We start from the raw sequence: 18,807 nt of genomic DNA, 5'->3' as shown, positions 1-18,807 counted from the left end.
AAAATATACTTTCGTCTTCATCCTTTATTTTTCGTTTTAGTCGGGTCAGGTATTTATTTTCGAAACAGAAGGTTGTATCTTTATAAATAGTACTATTTATTGTTGTACAAAATCAAAAAAATATTGTTAGCAAAATACAGTTCATGGCAGGTCTTATTAATCAGTATCGCTGCCGCAACATTTATTATATACCCGGATATCACCTGGTTACCTTTTGAATTAAGAGGATTAGAAGAAACAAGAAAAATGCAGCATATCATCTTTTTCTTATTTCGCTACCTGTTCTTTGTCTCATTGGTTTTTATTTTGATTAAAAGCAATCTGACTTATCTTCGATCTTCAACCTTAAAAAAACGGATCGCTTACAATCTTTTGATATCAGCTAGCGGCTACGTTGTATATGGCGGTATTTCATTTTTACTATTTACCAAAGTGAGGCATTTTGGAAGTCTTGTACTCTTTCAATTCTTTGTTGTTTCTATCCTGAGTTCGCTCGTGGGGTACATTATACAGCTCTATCGCGATAAGAGAAAAAAAGAACAGCAGATTGAGGAGCTAACCATGAAAAATCTACAGAGCCGCTATGATGCACTTACCAATCAGATCAACCCACATTTCTTTTTTAATTCCCTAAATGGTCTAACTTCTTTAATTCGAAAAAAGAATGATGAAGTCACTTTAACTTATGTTAACAAATTATCTGATGTATTCCGATACATTCTGCAGAGTGACAAAAAAGGTCTGGTTACTTTGAGAGAAGAGCTTGCTTTCGTAGATGCTTTTAAATATATGATGGAAGTTCGTTTTGCCAATAAATTGACCTATAACGTTGATATAAGTGATGAAGTATTGGACTATAAATTACCAGTGTTATCTATCCTCCCTTTATTGGATAACATTGTTGTACATAATATCATTGACAGCGATCATAAAATGATCATTGATATTTACTTCAATGACCGCAATGAACTTGTTGTTTCAAATCCTATTTACCCTAAATTGGTCGCACCCGTCAGTAACGGAACAGGTCTTAAAAATCTAGAAAGTAGATTTATATTATTACTGGAAAAACCGATACATATTGAAGATAATGGCAAAACATTTACAGTTTATTTACCCTTAAAGTAATTATTGATGCAGGTATTAATTGTTGAAGACGAAACTGCAGCTTATGAAAGCTTGGTTGAGATATTAAAAGAAATTGATCCCACTATTCAGGTATTAGGTAATACAGAAAGTGTCAGCCAGACCATTAACTGGTTAACTACAAATCCACCGCCGGATCTCATTTTAATGGATATTCATCTTTCTGATGGTGCGGCATTTCTTATCTTCAATCATGTTGAGGTCGAAATTCCTATAATCTTTACTACTGCTTATGATGAATATGCTATTGAAGCCTTCAAGGTCAACAGTATTGATTATTTGCTAAAACCAATAAAGAAAAATGATCTTGACCGCGCGTTGCAAAAATTTCAACGTTTTACACAATCAGATCTAGTAGCCTATATCTCAAAGATTACGCAATTAGCTCCTGCCAAACATTATAAAGATAAAATCTTAATTCCTGTTCAAGACAGATTAATTCCAATTGACCTACAGACTGTTTCTTTTTTTTACACAACAGATAAAAGTACCCATATCTATCTCAAAGATGGCAGTAAATATCCTTATTCAAGAACACTCGAGCAACTCTATATTACTTTAAATCCTAAGAACTTTTATCGTGCTAACAAACAGTTCATTATTGCAAGAAATTCAGTCGAGAGCATCACCATCTGGTTTGATAACCGCTTACTTATTACACTTGATACAGAAACCCCTGAACGCATTTATGTCAGTAAAAATAAAGCTTCAGATTTTAAAGAATGGATGGTAAATATGTAAAACCATCGTCGTTTATTTCTCAGATTTTTCGTATTCAGTAATCAATATTTCGCTTTGTTCCATCCCTACATATAGGCATTAATAAATTTCCACATTTTTGCGACTACCTATTACAAGATAGTTTATGGAACCAGTAGCAAAACAAGCAATTACAAACAATAGAATAACTGTCATAGATGCTATTAGGGGTATTACTCTAATCGGTATTTGTATGACACATGCCTTACAGCATTTCGGTGCATTCACTAGTACTGCCCCACCACCATTGCCCTGGATCGGTACAATGGACTCGATCTTAAGCTGGATATTGCAGTATTTCATCATGGGGAAATTCTTTATTATCTTTTCTTTTTTATTCGGCTTGAGTTTCTTTATACAAATGGATAATGCTGCTAAGAAAGGTATTGATTTTCGTGGTCGATTTTTCTGGCGTCTTATTATCCTATTTATCATCGGTCTTATACATAGCGCTCTTTTTCGAAATGATATCTTGATCATCTATGCGCTATTGGGTGTACCGCTGATCTTTATGTATAAATTATCCAACAAATGGTTGATTGCGATCTCGATTTTCTTTTTATTGGGCGGTGCACAGCTATCTAACATTGTTTACAAATCAATTGCTCCAGAGATTCTATCAACTATTACTGAAACGATGACTGAAAGAAGAGGCCGTTGGCAAGAAATATTTTTCAATGGATCGATTTTAACAAACATACAGCACAACCTTAGTGAACAGTTACATTTTAAATTCAACTTCCAATTTGGGGAATATGGACGAGGCTATATGACAATGGGCTTTTTTATTCTTGGATTATTGGCAGGTCGTTTACGTTTATTTGAAAAACTTGAAAAATACAAAAATCAGATTTATCGCTTAGCTTGGATGGCCTTAGGTGCCGTTATATTACTTTATATTATAAAACCGATCTTACCGGCACAACATGGTAATCCAATTGCTGAATGGCTAGTAATTCCCTTAGATAATCTCATTAACCTATTAGCAGCATATTTATGGTTAGCTGTCATCATAGTTATTTACAGTAAAGAAACGATGCAAAAGAAACTTTCAAAACTTGAAAGCTATGGTCGAATGGGGCTGACCAATTATATGGTACAGTCGATCTTAGGTGTATTTATATTCTATGGATATGGCTTTGGTCTATATGATCTTGGTATATTTCTAAGCGTTATGATCTGTTTAGGCTATACTATGCTCCAGATTCAGTTAAGTCATATGTGGCTACAGAAATTTCGTTACGGTCCGATCGAATGGTTATGGAGATCAGGAACCTATCTTAAATGGCAAAAATTGATCAAATCATAAATGTAAGTAATATGAAAAAAATCACTCATCTAAATAGCGTTTATGCATTCAACATTTTCAATCATTTTGAAGTGCGCCATCCGTTAGTTAATATCGTTGACTGGTCTAAAGCAACCTTACGTCCAGATTGCAATGTCCATTTGGATTTATATTGTATTGCACTATCTATACTTGATAATCATGAAGGCAAGCTTTCTTTTATTGCTCCGGGCAACACGATCGGAATCGAAAATACGGCCGATCAGGTTTTTAGAAAAGGGCATGCCTTAGTATTTCATCCGGATCTGATTGCAGGAACAGCACTTACTGAACATTTAAATGTTTATCATTTTTTTCAAAATAACAGTCATCAAGTATTGCTATTAACTCCAAATGAATGTAAGATCGTATCTGACTGTTTCGCAAAAATCGAATATGAATTAAGTCAACCCATAGACAAGCACAGCAAAAAACTATTAATCTCGAATGTCGAGTTGTTTTTAAATTATTGTGAAAGATTCTATGATCGTCAATTCAGCGTTCCAGATCATATTAATCGGGGGATGGTAAAGAATTTTAAACAGCTATTAAATCATTATTTCAAGTGTGATAATTTAATTGAAAACGGTATTCCTTCCGTGGCGTATTTTGCAGATAAACTAAACATATCACCCAATTATTTTGGAGACCTAATCAAAAAAGAAGCTGGCAAATCAGCACAGGAATATATAAAGGATAAGATCATTGATGAAGCTAAAAATAAAATTTACAACCGAAGTAAATCAATCAATGAAATTGCATATGAATTAGGATTTAAATATCCTCAACATTTTTCAAGGTTTTTCAAGAAGAATGTAGGCCTTAGTCCAAACGAATATCGGCTCTCGGCTTTAACATAAAAAAGCTGTCTTCCTTATAAAAGAAGACAGCTTTCTAATAAAATAATCTTGATCCTGATTAGTGAAGATGTTTACTAAAGAATCCCATCATCGCTTTATAAAACTCGATCTGATTTTCTTCTTTACCAAAACCATGTCCTTCATCATATTTAACCATATAGGGTACATCAACACCCTTATCCCGCAAAGCTTTTACAATCTGATCAGCTTCAGCAATTTTAACGCGTGGGTCATTTGCTCCTTGTACGACAAATAAAGGTGATTTGATTGCATCAATATGAAAAATTGGTGATACTTCTTTCGCGATTGCAGCTTCATCTTCTTTATCCAGATCATACCATATTTCATATAACATTTCTTTATAAGGTTTCCAATACTCAGGAATCGAACTCATAAGTGTAAAAATATTAGAAACACCAACATAATCAACTCCCGCTTTATACAGATCAGGTGTCTTTTCTAAACCTCTTAGTACAGCGTATCCACCATGACTAGCTCCATAGATCGCGACATTACTTTTATCAACCCAACCTTGCTCAATAGCATATTGTACACCATCTTCAACATCATCCATCGCTTTACGACCTATTTGCTTAAAACCGGCACGAAGGAATTCTTTTCCATATCCACCAGATATACGGAAATTCACTTGAAGGGTTGCATATCCTCGGCTTGCGAACAATTGTGTTTCGGGATTAAAGCCCCAGCTATCGCGTATTCCCTGAGGACCACCATGTGGGTTTACGATCAAAGGAACTTTTTTACCATCAAGAGCTACTTTAGGCAATGTGATATATCCATGAATAGTCATTCCATCACGGGATTTAAAAGTAATTGGACGCATCACTGCCATATCCTCTTCTTTCAATTGTGGCATCAAATCCACTAATAGAGTCGCTTTACCACTTTTGGTATCATAATGATAATAACGCCCATAAAGTTTGTCGCTTTGAACAACAACTAACAATTGATCTTCATTGTCTGTTTTACCAGCAATCGAGAACTCATAACCTTTAAATTGGCTTTCCAGATTTTTATAAATTTTCTTAAAAGTCTCGCTGACCGGTTTTATAATTACCTTTTCTCCTTCATATCCCACAAAGTCAATTTCCCAATTGCGCTTTCTTGAAAGAGAAATTAGATTCGCATCATATTCTTCATTGGCGTAGATTTCTCTTAATATCTTTTTATTTTTAAGATCGTACAAAACAATTCGAGATTTGTCGGAATCCAAATTAGTTAAGACATAAGCTTCATCGGAATTCTTAGAAGCATAGTTAAACGATACAACACTAAATGTTTCATCCCACTTAGTCGTATGGAAAAGTTCAAAATTTGTGGCACCTTGAGGCTTATAAAAAAATTGACTATTTATACCATTCTGCATCTTTGCATATCCACGAAGGTTACCATCCTTATCAAATTCATAACCAACTATTGCATTTGCAGGATCTTCATTCGTAAATAGTTTTTCCATTACCCCAGTTTGAATATTAACTTTATAAGGTTCGAATACCTGTTTATTATCTTTATTCATCTGGATAATAATAAAATCCTTTTGTTCCTTCAACATATTCAAAATCGATGCTTGAATATTTTCAAAAGGTGTCAAGTCAATATTATTAGTTCCATCAATATTTATTGCATAAAGATGGTAATTCTCGTTACCACCCTGATCCATGACGTACACTAAACGATCATCATTAATCCAACCCATACCGCGGATCAGCTCATTTTTTTCTTCAATAGCCCGAATAACTTTACCAGTAGCGACTTCTTTTACCATTACATGGCGTTTATTCTTATCATCCTTCTCGCGATATGAGATATATTTACCATTTGGAGATAACTGAAAACCGGATAGCTTTGGTTTCGCAAAATAATCTTCAACCTGATATTTAAAATTACCTTTGTCCAATGCAATAAGTGTTGCTAACTGTTCTTTGGTAGATACCAATGTAGTATCGCCAGGCTTAGTGATTACTTTATTTTCCAAAATTAAAGGTAGCTTGGCGTCACCTTGTGTATATGTACCTGTGATTTTTCCATTTTCCAATTTACCACTATACTTAATTCCTGCTTGCTCAATACTCAAAACAAGTTGCTTGTTTTCGAAAGTGACAACAGACAGGGGAATTCCAACAGCCCCCTGAAGTGGAACATCCATAGTACCCTGAACTTTACCGTCGGTCTCGGTTAAGTGAAAAATAATGGCAATTGCAGTACCTTGGTAATCCAATGTACCGGTCCAATCGCCTTTGATCTGTGCTTGCGTATTTGACATACCCAAAATTACAAATACAATTGCATAAAGAATCTGCTTCATAATTAATAAAGTTATTTTTGTATTAGTCGCATCTTTATCAATTTTGTTACACTTTTTTTATGGCAGAATCAATAATACTAAAACATCCTATCATCTAATGAAAAATACACAGCACGTATGAGCTCTGGCCAGTACCTCTCCAATCGTCCTTCTCGAATCTGCTGTTCCATCTTACATGCTCTTTCTGACACAACATTGCTTAAAATTGTTATGTTCTCTCCTAACTTTTCTGCGGCTATCTGCTGTAAAAGTTTCTCATATATATTTCCAGATTTAATTTGATTTTTTTACCTGTTGCAATTGAAAACGACTACCTTTCAGTAGATTCCTCAATAATGAGGATCATACCCTTGCCTTTTTCGATCATAATTAGGTCATCAGCTTTATATCTTCCCTCAACTTGAAAAAGAGGTATTGCTGGAGCATATATGTTTGCTTTCTGTGGATTTACGCCCAATTTACTCCAATCAATCTCCAATTTAACTGCGGTATTTTCCGGAGCCCAGCTCGCGATTGCCAGCATAGTTTTATTTCTTTTTTGAAAAACAGTAGTCAAAACATTCTCTTTATTCGTTTTTATAGGGATATTTGGAGACCAGTAACCGATCATTTTACTTCCTTTGATACCAAAATCATCCCATGCTTTCCACAGTCCGGCAGGTGTTAATTTTTGATAAGGCATACGGTTAGTCATACCATAGATCATGCCTCGCCAAGGATTTCCACCGTCCTGTAACATTTCCCCCATCAATCCAAATGGAATACCGCTCACCTCTGTTAAAAAAAAGTCCGGTTGATTGTTTTCATAATCAAAATATTCACCAAACCACAGTCTATTGAGATAAGGAAAATGTTCCAAATAAAGATTTGCACTGTTATTAAAACCATCACTCTTATTAAACTGATTAGCGGAGTGTAGATCAATTAATCCAGCTTTACCATTTTTAGTTAGTACCCTTTTTATGCGTTTCATCGTGATCCGATCAAATGCAACGTCATCGAGATAAATACCATCAATACCAATACGATCGACCAACCAGTTCATACCTTCAACATAGTAGTTATGCCATCTATTCATTCCACTGTTGATGATTGCAGCATCCTTAAATTGAGGCACATACCAAGCAGCAATATAATCACTTCCCAAATGTTCCTGTAGCCATGAATATCCCTGTCCTTTACCAGAGGAGAATACCTCATGCCCTAAGCTTCTTAACGGATACAGTTCATAGACTCTGTTGGAAACTTCCCTAACCGTATTATATATTTTCACTTTCAATCCTGCTTGATGGGCTTCATCTACATAATGCTTCATTTCCTTAGTAGCAATAAAAGGATAATTGATGTAGGGATTTATTTCATTAGCATGATGTATATTAATCACATTAGATCCACTCTGTACAACCGAATCCACAGGTTTATAAGCATGATAATAACGTTCGTTCCATTGGGCTTCGGTATTCAACGGATGAAAAGGGGTAATCAGTAAATTAAAATTATAGTAGAGAATATCTCCTTTTTTCAATATTCGTTCACCACTATAATTATTTACTACAACTGAGTTTCCTTCTTCTATAATATTGATTCCACCTTTATTGTCGTTACCCCAAGATTTTGGTAATACCAATGGTTTTTGCAGGTAAAAATTAGTATTGAGCGGTCTTGAATAATGTTCGTCACGAAGTGAAAACTGTATTCCGGCATGAACAGCTCCTATCCAGCCACCATCCTGATTTTTATTGGCCACATCCCATTTCCAAGTCAGTTTATTAGGCCTTTTCCCTCCTTTTTCTCCCAAACCCATAAAATAGGTTGCATATTGGGACTGCATCGGAATATGCATCTGGATATCTTTTAATGAAACATCCTCCTGAGCAGTTAGCTTAACTTCGTAATGTAAGTAACCATCAAATTCCAGACGTCCATTTACTTCCATGTTAAGTTGTGGAGAACTATTCATTGCTGTCCAACAATATTGGCCTTCATTTCTTTCGACAAACTTAATTCCACTATTATTCATTTTTATAGCTCTTCCATCAATGGCTCCATAAAGATTAAACTGCATAGGTCCATCTAGAAGATTATTTGGTTTATCTGAAATTTCCGTTAATTCCGGTGTAAAAAACGTGCTGATCTGTCCGGGTAATCCCGATGCACTCAATTTAACCGCTCTCCCCAATATTTGTAAAGTAGAATCAGCTTTCATCTGCAGTGCTGTATATGGCGCGATAAGTGTATTCTTTTGTGCTAAAGTAGAGTTCAACCACGGAAGGCGTGTCATATTCCAAGGTTCATCCGCACCATGATCCTGAATCAGATCGGCTGTAACTTCTACAATAACGTTTATCACTTGTTCCTCAGCATTGGCTGGTTTTACTTTTACTGTTCCTTCATACACTCCAGCACCTATAGTTTCAGGAACTTGAAGACCACACCAAAGCGACTGGATATTATTTATCGGAACAGAAACTTTTAATTTCATCGGTTGTCCAGTATAATCAATACCTTGCGTATTTAGACAGTTCAAGTTCTCTGCAGTGATCAACGATCCATCCTTAGATTTAAAGTCTGAAAATGAAATCTTTACATCCCTTAAATCATGCTTAGAAGACCAAAGAGCAACTTGAAAAGCATAATATTCACCTCGTTTTGCGTGTCCATAAATACGATCACGAGGTCTGTCAATGCCTATCCAGCGCTGGGGTAATTGTTTTTCCATTTTTACAGGAAATTCCCTTAACTCCGGAAATACATAATAGGATTTCTTAGCATTATGGGAAACAAATGCTTCGATCTCTTTCTGAGTTGCAAGAATTTCCATAGGATCATTACTATTATAGTGATCCACCGATTCGAAACGATCAAATGAAACACCTTTCGAATTTTGAATTTCAGGTTTTGCATCCGAAGGTGCTGCAATAGGATTCTTGAGGTAGATGGCATCAGGGTAATTAGCACTGCGTCCCCCCATTTTATAGGGTAAATAATAAATGTAGTACGTTCCATGATTTGCTAAAGGATTAAAGCGAAAAGCCCCCGATTCAGCATTGATCCACAAATAAGTATTGGGAACTAACTTTTTGTTACTTGCACTATCTACCATGATAAGTTGCTGCTTAGGTTCCATCCAACGGTTACGCCAAGGCAAAACGACCTGTACCTCTTTTTCTTGACTATTTACCCTCACTATCGCCCGATGATTTCCCAATGCATCAGCATCCCATTTCTGTACCTCTGGCGGATACGCTAATTGGCCATAAGCAGAAAAGGAAAATAACGTCACTGTGACAATTCCAACTAAAGCATATCTTTTTACTGTATTCATTTAAATATAAATTTAATTAACAAAATGGTATTTATTCCAGTTTTTTAAGATACATAAGCCTACACAACCAAGAATCTATTTAACAACATCTTTAAATATTCGCAATGAAAATTCGTAACACAATACCAATAACGGAAAACTCATGTTATGGGCTGGTTGTCTCTATACGATTTCGGTACTGCATAATATCATTTTAGATTATCAGGTTTATACTCATATATCTTCTCTCAAGCAATATTTTCTTTTGATCTTGAACTACTTCCTATATGATTTTTGTTGGTTGTATTATGAAACTAATTTGGTTATTATTTATCAATATTACAAGAAAAACGTCTTGATACACACATCATTATAATCTTAAAAAATTATAACAATCCTTTTTAAGAAACACAAGCTTAGAAAGTCTATCCTTATGATCACATAAAAAATATCAAAGTTCATTACTTCCAAAATTTTAAGTTCGGGTATCCCAGTTAAATGATCGTTTATCTATCACTTTCTATAAAATTTTATCGATATTCGTGTAAGTCGGTGCAAACATTGCCTCTTAACACTTGTTTTAATAAAAATTCGACATGCAACAAGGAATCGTCACACTAAAAAACGTTAAAAAAATTTACAAGACAGGCGATTCTGTTATAACTGCATTAGATACTACCAATGTTAGTTTTGAGACAAATAAATTGACTTTAATAATGGGGCCTTCGGGTAGTGGAAAGACAACACTATTATCAATTTTAGGCTTTGTGATCTATCCTACCGCTGGTGATGTTTTTTATAAAGAAACACATGTTAACAACTTAAAGGAATCCGATTTAGCACAATTACGGTTACATGAAATCGGTTTTGTATTTCAACAGTTTAATCTTATAGAACCATTAAATGCTTTAGAAAATGTAATCCAACCACTCATTTTGCAAGGCATTACAAAAAAGGAAGCTATCGTCCGTGCAAGCAGAGCTTTGGATGAAGTAGGATTATCAACTAAAATGAAGACACTTCCGAAAAGATTAAGTGGGGGACAGAAACAACGCGTAGCAATTGCGCGTGCTTTGGTGACTAATCCTGCAATGATCCTATGTGACGAACCAACCGCATCGCTTGATGCTAAAAGTGCCACAAGCATTATGCAAGAACTAAAAACACTAGCTTCCAAAAACAAGGCAGTCATTATTGTTACCCATGATTTACGTCTGCGCAAATATGCAGATAAAGTAATATATGTAGAAGAAGGAAAAGTTTCAGATGTGATTAATAATGAACAAGATTACAAATAGAATCGCGATAACTATAGCTATTGTAATGATGACAATGGCCTGCACTTCGGATAAGAAGCCGAAAACATCACATACTAATAAACAAATCTTACAAGATATAACCGAAATAAAAGCGATTGGTAAGATAATTCCTTCAGAAGATTGGGCCATTATTGCTAGCACAACCGCTGCAATTATTAAACAGGTACTGATTAAAGAGGGAGATACAGTTCAGGCAGGAGAGCTTCTTGTCCTACTTGATAAAGGCAATATTACATTAGATATCGAGCAAGAGCAAACAAAGTTAAATGCGGCAGTCACCGAAAACAGAACTACAGTTGAGGATATTGAAAAAGCAAACTTAAATCTAAAAGAATTGCAAGCTAAATATGAAACTTCTAAACGTCTGTTTGCCCAAAATGCAGAGTCAAAAGAGGTAATGGAAACGGATCTTACCAGTTGGCGACAACAAGAATTAACGTTAAAAGGTCTTCAAGAAAAGCGCAGAGCGCAGCAGATAAAAGAACATGAACAATATTTACAGATTCAAAAAATACAGAATCAGGAGAATGATTTCAACATAAAGGCACGTAAATCAGGAATTATTATGGATCTAACTGCCAAAGTTGGTCAAAGTGTCGGCAATGCAAATGAGCTTGGAAAAATAGTAAATGTTTCAAACCCAATTATTGAAGCCGAAGTCGATGAATTATTTGCTCAGGATGTTAAAATTGGTCAATCGGTAACTATCCTGCCGGTAGGCAGAAAAGATAATCCTACTACGGGACAGATCTTCTACATAAGCCCCATCTTATCGAACAAATCGATTCTATATGAAACCGCAAATGAAGGAGAAGACCGCCGTGTTCGAAAAATAAAAATACAGGTAAATAACAATAATCAACTACCTATCAATGCCAAGGTAGACTGTACAATAAAGATGAAATAGCATGTTAGCATTAGCTTTTAAATTCATCAAATATGATCGCGCAAAAAGTGTAGGAATCATTACGGCAATTGTCATCAGTATCTTTCTAATCGGACAACAGCTCGGGCTCCTTTTTTTTCTGATGGGGCTAATGGGAAATCTAGTGGGCAATGCTCCTGTTCAAGAAAATGATCTATGGATTATTGAAGCACAGAGTAACAATATAAATGCTGTAAATAGTATCGATAAGCGACTGGTTCAGCAAATAGGGAGCTTAAACGATATTGAGCATACCTACCCTGTAATATTAGCACCAGCACGAGCAACTTTTTTAGATGGAAAAACGGCTTCAGTAACGCTAATTGGTGCCGATGCTCCAGACTTTGTTATGGGCCCTAAGACCGAAAGGATAAAGGAAGGAAATTTATCTTCATTAACAACTCCAAGTACAGTGTCGGCCGAGTTTTTCAGTTCAAAAACATGGAATACAAATTTATTTGTCGATAAAGCCATAGAAATCAATGGTCAAAGTGCCAAAATTAGTGTAATAACAAAGCAAGCGCAAGCTTTCGGAGCAAGTTTAATGTATACCTCTATGGAAAATGCCATATTTCTGGGAAATGTATCTCCTTTTAAAGTCAACATCATTATTGCAAGATTAAAGCCCGGAACAGATAAGGAAAAGGTACGCAACGATATTCAGCAATTATTTCCACAGCTCCGTGCTTGGGATGCCAAGAAATTGCAACAGTCTACAATCAAAGAAATCTTGATTACCTCCAATATGGGAATGAGCTTTGGAACTCTTGTCCTTTTCGCTATGATTAGTGGCTTTTTCATTATCGGACTTACCTTATATTCATCTGCTTTAGATAGAATTAAAGATTATGGGACGCTAAAAGCGATCGGAGCAAAAAAAAGCTATGTAAATAAACTTATTATTGCTCAAGCATTTTTATATGCTGTCATTGGCTATCTTATTGCCATGTTTTTATTGGCAGGATTTAAATTCGGTGTTGCCGGTGCTGGATTAGTAATTGATATTTCCCCACTTTTTGCCTTGTTTCTACTATTCATTACATTGCTTATTTCAATTGGCGGTTCATTATTTGCAGTTAGAAAAATAACCAAATTAGAACCGGCATCTGTTTTTTAACATGAAGAAGATCCTATTTACTATACTAACAATTTTTCCAATCTTCGTTCAAGCACAAAAATTGAGCATTGCACAACTATGGAAAGAGGTTGATAAAAACCTCATATACCAACAAGATCTTTTAAAAAGAGGAATTAAAATACAGGAATTAAAAGAATTAAGAAATACTCGTATTCCGGTATTTTACATAGATGCTAACCTGCAACGGAATCTTATTATCCCGACCACGCCAGTCCCGGCAATTGCATTTGATCCGAATGCATTGGAAGGTGCTATACTTCCTTTAAAATTTGCCACAAAATGGTCTTCCAAAGCGGGAATACAGATGGAATGGAATTTATTTGATCCAAAACGAAAGCTCGATGAGAAACAAAAATCATTTGAAATACAAAAAGAAGATATCAACAAAGAGCAACATATACAAGAGTGGAAAAAAAATGCTACACTAGCTTATGCTTCTGTTGTACTTGCAACACAACAGTATGAGCTCGCATTACAGGATTCTGCTTCTTATAATGAAATTTTGAAAATTAGCAAAGCTCGTTATGAAGCTGGACGTCTCCCATCTAGTCAGTATTTAAATGCGCAACAAGAATATGAACAGCATCTGATCGGACTATACGATGCTTGGTCGGTTCTAGAAGATGCTGACTTAGAGTTAAGAAAGTATACCGATCTCGCTCAAACACAATCCTTAAATTCAAATATCGAGGAAATCTGTTCTTTCGTCAAAAATTTGCAACAGGAAAATTATACCATTAAGTCATTAGAATTAGATCAACAGATCAACAAATTACAGATGCAAGGTGTCAAAAAACAGCTGTTGCCGACCCTATCAACAAACGCCTACCTAGGGAAACAGTATTTTAGTAATGAATTCCGCTTGGATAGAGGCCATTCGTGGTATGGAAATAGTTACATCAATCTAGTGCTTCGCATACCCTTATCCGCTTATTTTACCGCACAGCCAACCTTGAAAAAAGAAATATTAAATTCAGGTGTATTGGAATTACAATTACATCAGGAACAGCAAATCGACCAGATCAATGCGCAACAGCAAATTGTTAAAATTAAGACTGCACAACAAAAACTCTTCCGCTTTCATAATATTGAACAATTGGCAGCACAAGAAAAAAAAGAACAAGAATCACGATATCGAGAGGGACGCTCCATGTTATCAGATTACAATCAATCAATTCTCTCCTATCATAAAGCCAAACAGAATGTATGGCAAGCAGAATTTGATCTGATCAAATTACTCTTAGATAAAATAGGAGTTAATCAATCAAATTGATTGAAAAGCATATTGATTATAACCTTGAGAATTGTTTTTTACTAATGTTGAGATAGGAAAACGTTCATTAAATCACAGAAAACTCATATTAAAGAAAACTAAATTAAATCCTATTCAATTTTCTTTACACAGCTCCCTCTAGGCGCATCACTTTCAAAAAGTACCATTTCTGAATGCAGAAATTTCGCAGCATCTGCAGAATCCTTCACTTTGACAGCACTCCGTGTTATCATTTCTGACTCATACTCCATCAACACGGATTCCCTTATTCCAGTTTTTTTCCAATGAGATGATCCACATCCTTTTGAAATACCCCGCGCTAATGCCAATGCGTCCAGTAAGGCTTGATTTGCCCCTTGTCCTTTAAAGGGACTCATAGGATGGGCCGCATCTCCGATTAATGTTACCTGCTTCCCATTATCCATAAGCCCCGCTTCAAGTAACGCTCGATCATACACAGGATAACCTGAAATAAGATCAACCTCGGTAGCAGCTAGAATCTGAGGAATAGGATCGTGCCATGGCGCCTTGCGGCATGCCTCCTCTTTAAGGGCCTGCGGTCCCTGTAAACTTAAAGCTTTTGCTTCATTTTCAGAGACAGGAAAACTAAGTTGCCACATAACAGAATCTGAAGTATAGGGCATGATATAAATACGATCATTTCCATTAGCTGTTTGAAAAACCGTCGCACCGTCCAATAAAGTGCTTGTGATATTATTGAGCGCACTCAAAGAACAAATACCCAATATCACCATACAATCAAGATAACGTAAAGGATTCACATCATCACCAAGCAATAACTTGCGGACAGAACTTCGAATACCATCTGCACCAACTACTAAATCGGCTTTCGAAGTTATGATTTCACCGTTCACTTGGAAATCTAAGACAGCCCTCCCGTTCTCGTCTTGCTTAAAATTCACCAATTGATGTGCCCACTTAATTCTATCATTTCCACCAAGCTGCTGTAAAAGTGCCTGCCGTAGTGATTGACGGGCTATATGTACATTCGAACGTTTCGCAACCATCTCAACATCCGAAGACAACCATTTCCTCATCCCCCACTCACCTATCACTTCACCTGCAGTTGTATGAACCACATGCTTTGTGGAAACCACACCTTCGTCCAAAGTTAAAATACCTAATGAAGAAATAGCTTTACTAGCCTGTTGCAAAGTAAGTCCATAACCCTGAGACCTAGTGCTAAAGTCACGATCGCGTTCATAAAGCGTAAAAGGAATACCACGGTGCATACACGCCACCGCTAGCGCAATACCACCAATACCCGCACCAATAATAGCAACATGTGGATAATGCTCTTCGTCAGGTATAACTGGTTCGTTAGACAGAATCAAGCCCGAACCATTACAGTGCAAACAAGTATATTGATGACCTTTAGGGCGAACAGGTACATTGCCCTCACCTTTCATTGTTTCAAATTGATCGCATGCAAGCTGGTAATTTAACCGTACTTTCTTACTAAGCTTACGTCTTTTTTTTCCGCGTCCCAAGCATTCCCGGCACATCACCCAATAAGTTCCTTTATTTTCTACTTCCTTCACTTCAACTTTACTTTAACATATTCAGATAAATTAGCAATTTACGAGTACAGTAAAAGCTAAGTGACCTACGTCTATGATACTACTAAATAGTATAAAACATTACTTTATCAATAGATTGCAACAAAGTAATGATACAAATTTACGACAAATAATAGGTTTCGCCATTGCAAAAAATAACCCGAATAATATTTATTTATAAGACGACATTGATCCACTCAGACGCAAAAACATTGAATTCACATCAAGAATGAAGAGGAGCTCAATAAAGATATGTATATTAGATTTACTAAACCTTTTTCAACATGCAATACCAGCAATCACTCTTAAATATAAAATCGATTTTCATAATCTTGTTTTTAAGTTTAATAATCATACCTTCTTCGGCACAAAACATACATCGCTTTACAGAAGGGCTTAGCATAGAAGCATCCTTTACCTATGGAAGGGAAGCCATATATACAGACGAACTACTCTGGTATTTTTACCAGCATAAATTATCCACCCCTGTGGCAGGAACAACTTTAGATGGCAAAGATGATAAAGCTTTATGGACTATTGTAAAAGCCGATACTAGTGGCTTCTTTAGACGTCAACAAAATACAGCGACCAACCTACAGCAACCCAATAATCCACCAGGACCAGGTCGTATTGCACAGCAAAGTCAGAACACAACATCTGCCGCATCAACATATAGAGGGCCGCGCCCGAGCTATCTTTATCTTACTTACCATTCAAATAAAGAACAGGCCGCTCTACTCAATATCAGAGGGAATAGCGCAGTTCTTATTAATGGTGAAATGCATACTGGCGACCCCTATCGTATGGGCTGGCTATATATTCCCGTCCAGTTGAAGAAAGGCTTAAACGAATTTTATGTAAGAGGTTCATTTATAGCTGCGACACTCAGTTTTCCAAAAAACAAAATACAGATAGCAACCGAAGACCTGACACTTCCAGATATCGTACAGGGTAAACAAAATCAGAATCTCCTTATCGGCCTAGTTCTGATTAATACAAGTAATAAAAATATTCATAATATAAAAATTCAGAGCAATACTGGAGGGAGAAAAGTAATTTCAACAGCACCTGTTCTTATGGCCAATAGTACACGGAAAATTATCGTTCCTATTGATGCATCTGCAATAAATAGTTTAGGTGAAGTACAAACTGATATCGCTATCTGGGATAAAGAAAAGTTGATCGAGACGAAAAAAATACCACTGAGAAGTGTATCGGGAAATACTCCCTATCGAATCACATTCATCAGCAAAATAGATAATAGTTTACAATATTATGCCGTAAATCCAGCCTTAGGAGGAGAAAAAGCAGGAGATGCACTTTTCTTTTCAGTACATGGTGCCGGTGTAGAAGCCTTAGGGCAAGCACAGGCTTATCAAGCAAAGGATTGGGGAACACTTGTCGCACCGACCAATCGTCGCCCCCGCGGGTTCAACTGGGAGGATTGGGGCAGAATGGACGCTTTAGAAGTACTCGACCTTGCCCAACAAACGTTAAAGCCAGACAGCCAAAAAATTTACTTAACTGGTCATTCCATGGGCGGACACGGCACCTGGTTCCTAGGCGCTACTTATCCAGAAAAGTGGGCAGCAATAGCACCTTGTGCAGGATATCCAACTTTAAAAGGCTACGGATCTGCTGATGGGCTGATACCAGAAAAAGGCCGAAATATGTATGAAGACATATTATTAAAGTCAGGAAATCAAAGTGATGTAATTGCATATGCAAGCAACTACAAACCTTTAGGAATATATGTGCTCCATGGTGATGCTGATCGAACAGTATCTGTTGAATATGCACGTCAAATGCGTAAATTACTCGGAACTTTTCATCCGGATTTTAGCTATTACGAATATCCAGGTGGATCACATTGGTACAGTAATGAAAGTGTCGACTGGAAACCTTTATTTGATTACTTTAAAATACATCAAAGAAAAACAACAAACGAAGTCGATCATATTGATTTCAAAACATCAAATCCTGGTATCTCAGCGACATACTACTGGAGTACGATCTATCAACAGATTAAGCCACTTGATTATTCACAAATTGTACTTACTAGAAATCTGGAGAAAAGAACCCTAATCGGTAAAACAGATAATGTACAGATATTGAAATTAAATTTGGAAGGTTTTCAGAAAAATGAACCCATCACGATTGATATCGACAGCTCCAATACAATTACCTATCAGTGGAATACAATTGAACAATCTGTAGTGTACCTCAAAAGAGAAACCCAAGGTTGGTTAGTTGTTGAAAGACCAAAGCTAGATCAAAAAGGCCCTCATCGGAACGGTTCTTTTAAAGAGGCCTTTAACCACAGTATGGTGTATGTTTATGGTACAACCGGAACTAAAGACGAAAATAAATGGGCTTTAGAAAAAGTACTCCATGATGCTGAAGCATGGTATTACAGAGGTAATGGAACATTTGATATGATAGCTGACCGCGACTTTGATGCAGAAAAATACATTGATCGCAATATTATATTAATTGGTAATGCAAAAACAAATAGTGCTTGGAACAAACTGCTTAGTGACTGCCCAATTACGGTAACGTCTGATCAAATTAAAATAGATAAACAAACTTATAAAGGCAATAATTTAGGCGGTTACTTTTACTGGAAAAAACCAGGAACCGAAACCAGAGGTGTTGGCGTGATTACAGGAACTGGACTTAAAGGAATGCAGGCCACAGGAGCAAATCAATATTTTGCAGGAGCTAGTGGTTTTCCAGATTATATGTTCTTCAATTTAGATATGTTAAAAAATGGTCCAGAGAATATAATAGATGCAGGATTTTACTCGAATGAATGGAAGATAGAAGCAAAATAAAAAAAATAAGGCAAAT

12 protein-coding genes are annotated in these 18,807 nt (G+C 36.2%); 9 read left to right on the top strand and 3 right to left on the bottom strand.

The genetic code is table 11. The features are described from left to right. Positions 1–123 precede the first annotated feature (123 nt). The 4 genes from WH188_RS00560 (at position 124) to WH188_RS00545 (ending at position 4,092) form a co-directional block, all read left to right on the top strand. On the top strand, positions 124–1,128 hold the full coding sequence (locus WH188_RS00560) for a sensor histidine kinase (RefSeq protein WP_132771961.1): 1,005 nt from the start codon (positions 124–126) through the stop codon (positions 1,126–1,128). Between the two features lie 6 nt (positions 1,129–1,134). Beyond that, positions 1,135–1,887, top strand: coding sequence for a LytR/AlgR family response regulator transcription factor (locus tag WH188_RS00555; RefSeq protein ID WP_168128058.1), 753 nt, complete (start codon positions 1,135–1,137; stop codon positions 1,885–1,887). A 124-nt stretch (positions 1,888–2,011) separates the two neighbouring features. Next, positions 2,012–3,214, top strand: coding sequence for a DUF418 domain-containing protein (locus WH188_RS00550; protein ID WP_168128057.1), 1,203 nt, complete (start codon positions 2,012–2,014; stop codon positions 3,212–3,214). An 11-nt stretch (positions 3,215–3,225) separates the two neighbouring features. Continuing rightward, positions 3,226–4,092, top strand: coding sequence for a helix-turn-helix domain-containing protein (locus tag WH188_RS00545; RefSeq protein ID WP_132844003.1), 867 nt, complete (start codon positions 3,226–3,228; stop codon positions 4,090–4,092). Positions 4,093–4,150: 58 nt separating this feature from the next. Here WH188_RS00545 and WH188_RS00540 read toward each other — a convergent pair whose 3' ends face one another. Both WH188_RS00540 and WH188_RS00535 read right to left on the bottom strand, forming a co-directional pair. After that, positions 4,151–6,418: an alpha/beta hydrolase family protein gene (locus WH188_RS00540; protein WP_206368651.1), complete on the bottom strand. Its 2,268-nt coding sequence runs from the start codon at positions 6,416–6,418 to the stop codon at positions 4,151–4,153. 310 nt (positions 6,419–6,728) lie between these two features. Further along, positions 6,729–9,743 carry a glycoside hydrolase domain-containing protein gene (locus WH188_RS00535; RefSeq protein ID WP_206368649.1) on the bottom strand — a complete coding sequence of 1,005 codons (3,015 nt, stop codon included), beginning with the start codon at positions 9,741–9,743 and terminating at the stop codon, positions 6,729–6,731. 575 nt (positions 9,744–10,318) lie between these two features. Here WH188_RS00535 and WH188_RS00530 point away from each other — a divergent pair. Genes WH188_RS00530 through WH188_RS00515 form a run of 4 tightly spaced genes read left to right on the top strand, consistent with a single transcriptional unit; the run spans position 10,319 to position 14,377 of the window. Further along, entirely contained in the window at positions 10,319–11,020 is a 702-nt protein-coding gene (locus WH188_RS00530; RefSeq protein ID WP_132771965.1) for an ABC transporter ATP-binding protein, read from the top strand. Further along, complete coding sequence (locus tag WH188_RS00525; protein WP_168128056.1) at positions 11,001–11,948, top strand: efflux RND transporter periplasmic adaptor subunit; 948 nt, start codon at positions 11,001–11,003, stop codon at positions 11,946–11,948. Before WH188_RS00530 ends, WH188_RS00525 begins: the two co-directional genes overlap by 20 nt. A gap of 1 nt (position 11,949) precedes the next feature. Further along, complete coding sequence (locus tag WH188_RS00520) at positions 11,950–13,083, top strand: ABC transporter permease (protein WP_021189792.1); 1,134 nt, start codon at positions 11,950–11,952, stop codon at positions 13,081–13,083. A 1-nt stretch (position 13,084) separates the two neighbouring features. Then, positions 13,085–14,377, top strand: coding sequence for a TolC family protein (locus WH188_RS00515; protein ID WP_168128055.1), 1,293 nt, complete (start codon positions 13,085–13,087; stop codon positions 14,375–14,377). 110 nt (positions 14,378–14,487) lie between these two features. Here the strand turns inward: WH188_RS00515 and WH188_RS00510 are convergent, their stop codons facing one another. Then, positions 14,488–15,939: an FAD-dependent oxidoreductase gene (locus WH188_RS00510; protein WP_311732297.1), complete on the bottom strand. Its 1,452-nt coding sequence runs from the start codon at positions 15,937–15,939 to the stop codon at positions 14,488–14,490. Between the two features lie 302 nt (positions 15,940–16,241). Here WH188_RS00510 and WH188_RS00505 point away from each other — a divergent pair, with 302 nt between their 5' ends. Next, the gene (locus tag WH188_RS00505; protein WP_183915546.1) at positions 16,242–18,791 is read left to right on the top strand and encodes a carboxylesterase family protein; all 2,550 of its coding nucleotides are present in this window, start codon (positions 16,242–16,244) and stop codon (positions 18,789–18,791) included. Positions 18,792–18,807: the final 16 nt, after the last annotated feature.

It is taken from the genome of Sphingobacterium sp. MYb388 (assembly GCF_037479535.1).
In the GTDB taxonomy this organism is placed as follows: domain Bacteria; phylum Bacteroidota; class Bacteroidia; order Sphingobacteriales; family Sphingobacteriaceae; genus Sphingobacterium; species Sphingobacterium anhuiense.
Note: the sequence above shows the minus strand (reverse complement) of the source record. Positions and strands in the feature narration are given on the sequence as shown.

Excerpts from the sequence above, each read along its gene's own strand:
- WH188_RS00520 (WP_021189792.1), top strand. The coding sequence starts at position 11,950 with ATGTTAGCATTAGCTTTTAAATTCATCAAATATGATCGCGCAAAAAGT.
- WH188_RS00505 (WP_183915546.1), top strand. The coding sequence starts at position 16,242 with ATGCAATACCAGCAATCACTCTTAAATATAAAATCGATTTTCATAATC.
- WH188_RS00550 (WP_168128057.1), top strand. The coding sequence starts at position 2,012 with ATGGAACCAGTAGCAAAACAAGCAATTACAAACAATAGAATAACTGTC.
- WH188_RS00515 (WP_168128055.1), top strand. The coding sequence starts at position 13,085 with ATGAAGAAGATCCTATTTACTATACTAACAATTTTTCCAATCTTCGTT.
- WH188_RS00555 (WP_168128058.1), top strand. The coding sequence starts at position 1,135 with ATGCAGGTATTAATTGTTGAAGACGAAACTGCAGCTTATGAAAGCTTG.
- WH188_RS00545 (WP_132844003.1), top strand. The coding sequence starts at position 3,226 with ATGAAAAAAATCACTCATCTAAATAGCGTTTATGCATTCAACATTTTC.
- WH188_RS00525 (WP_168128056.1), top strand. The coding sequence starts at position 11,001 with ATGAACAAGATTACAAATAGAATCGCGATAACTATAGCTATTGTAATG.
- WH188_RS00530 (WP_132771965.1), top strand. The coding sequence starts at position 10,319 with ATGCAACAAGGAATCGTCACACTAAAAAACGTTAAAAAAATTTACAAG.
- WH188_RS00540 (WP_206368651.1), bottom strand. The coding sequence starts at position 6,418 with ATGAAGCAGATTCTTTATGCAATTGTATTTGTAATTTTGGGTATGTCA.
- WH188_RS00535 (WP_206368649.1), bottom strand. The coding sequence starts at position 9,743 with ATGAATACAGTAAAAAGATATGCTTTAGTTGGAATTGTCACAGTGACG.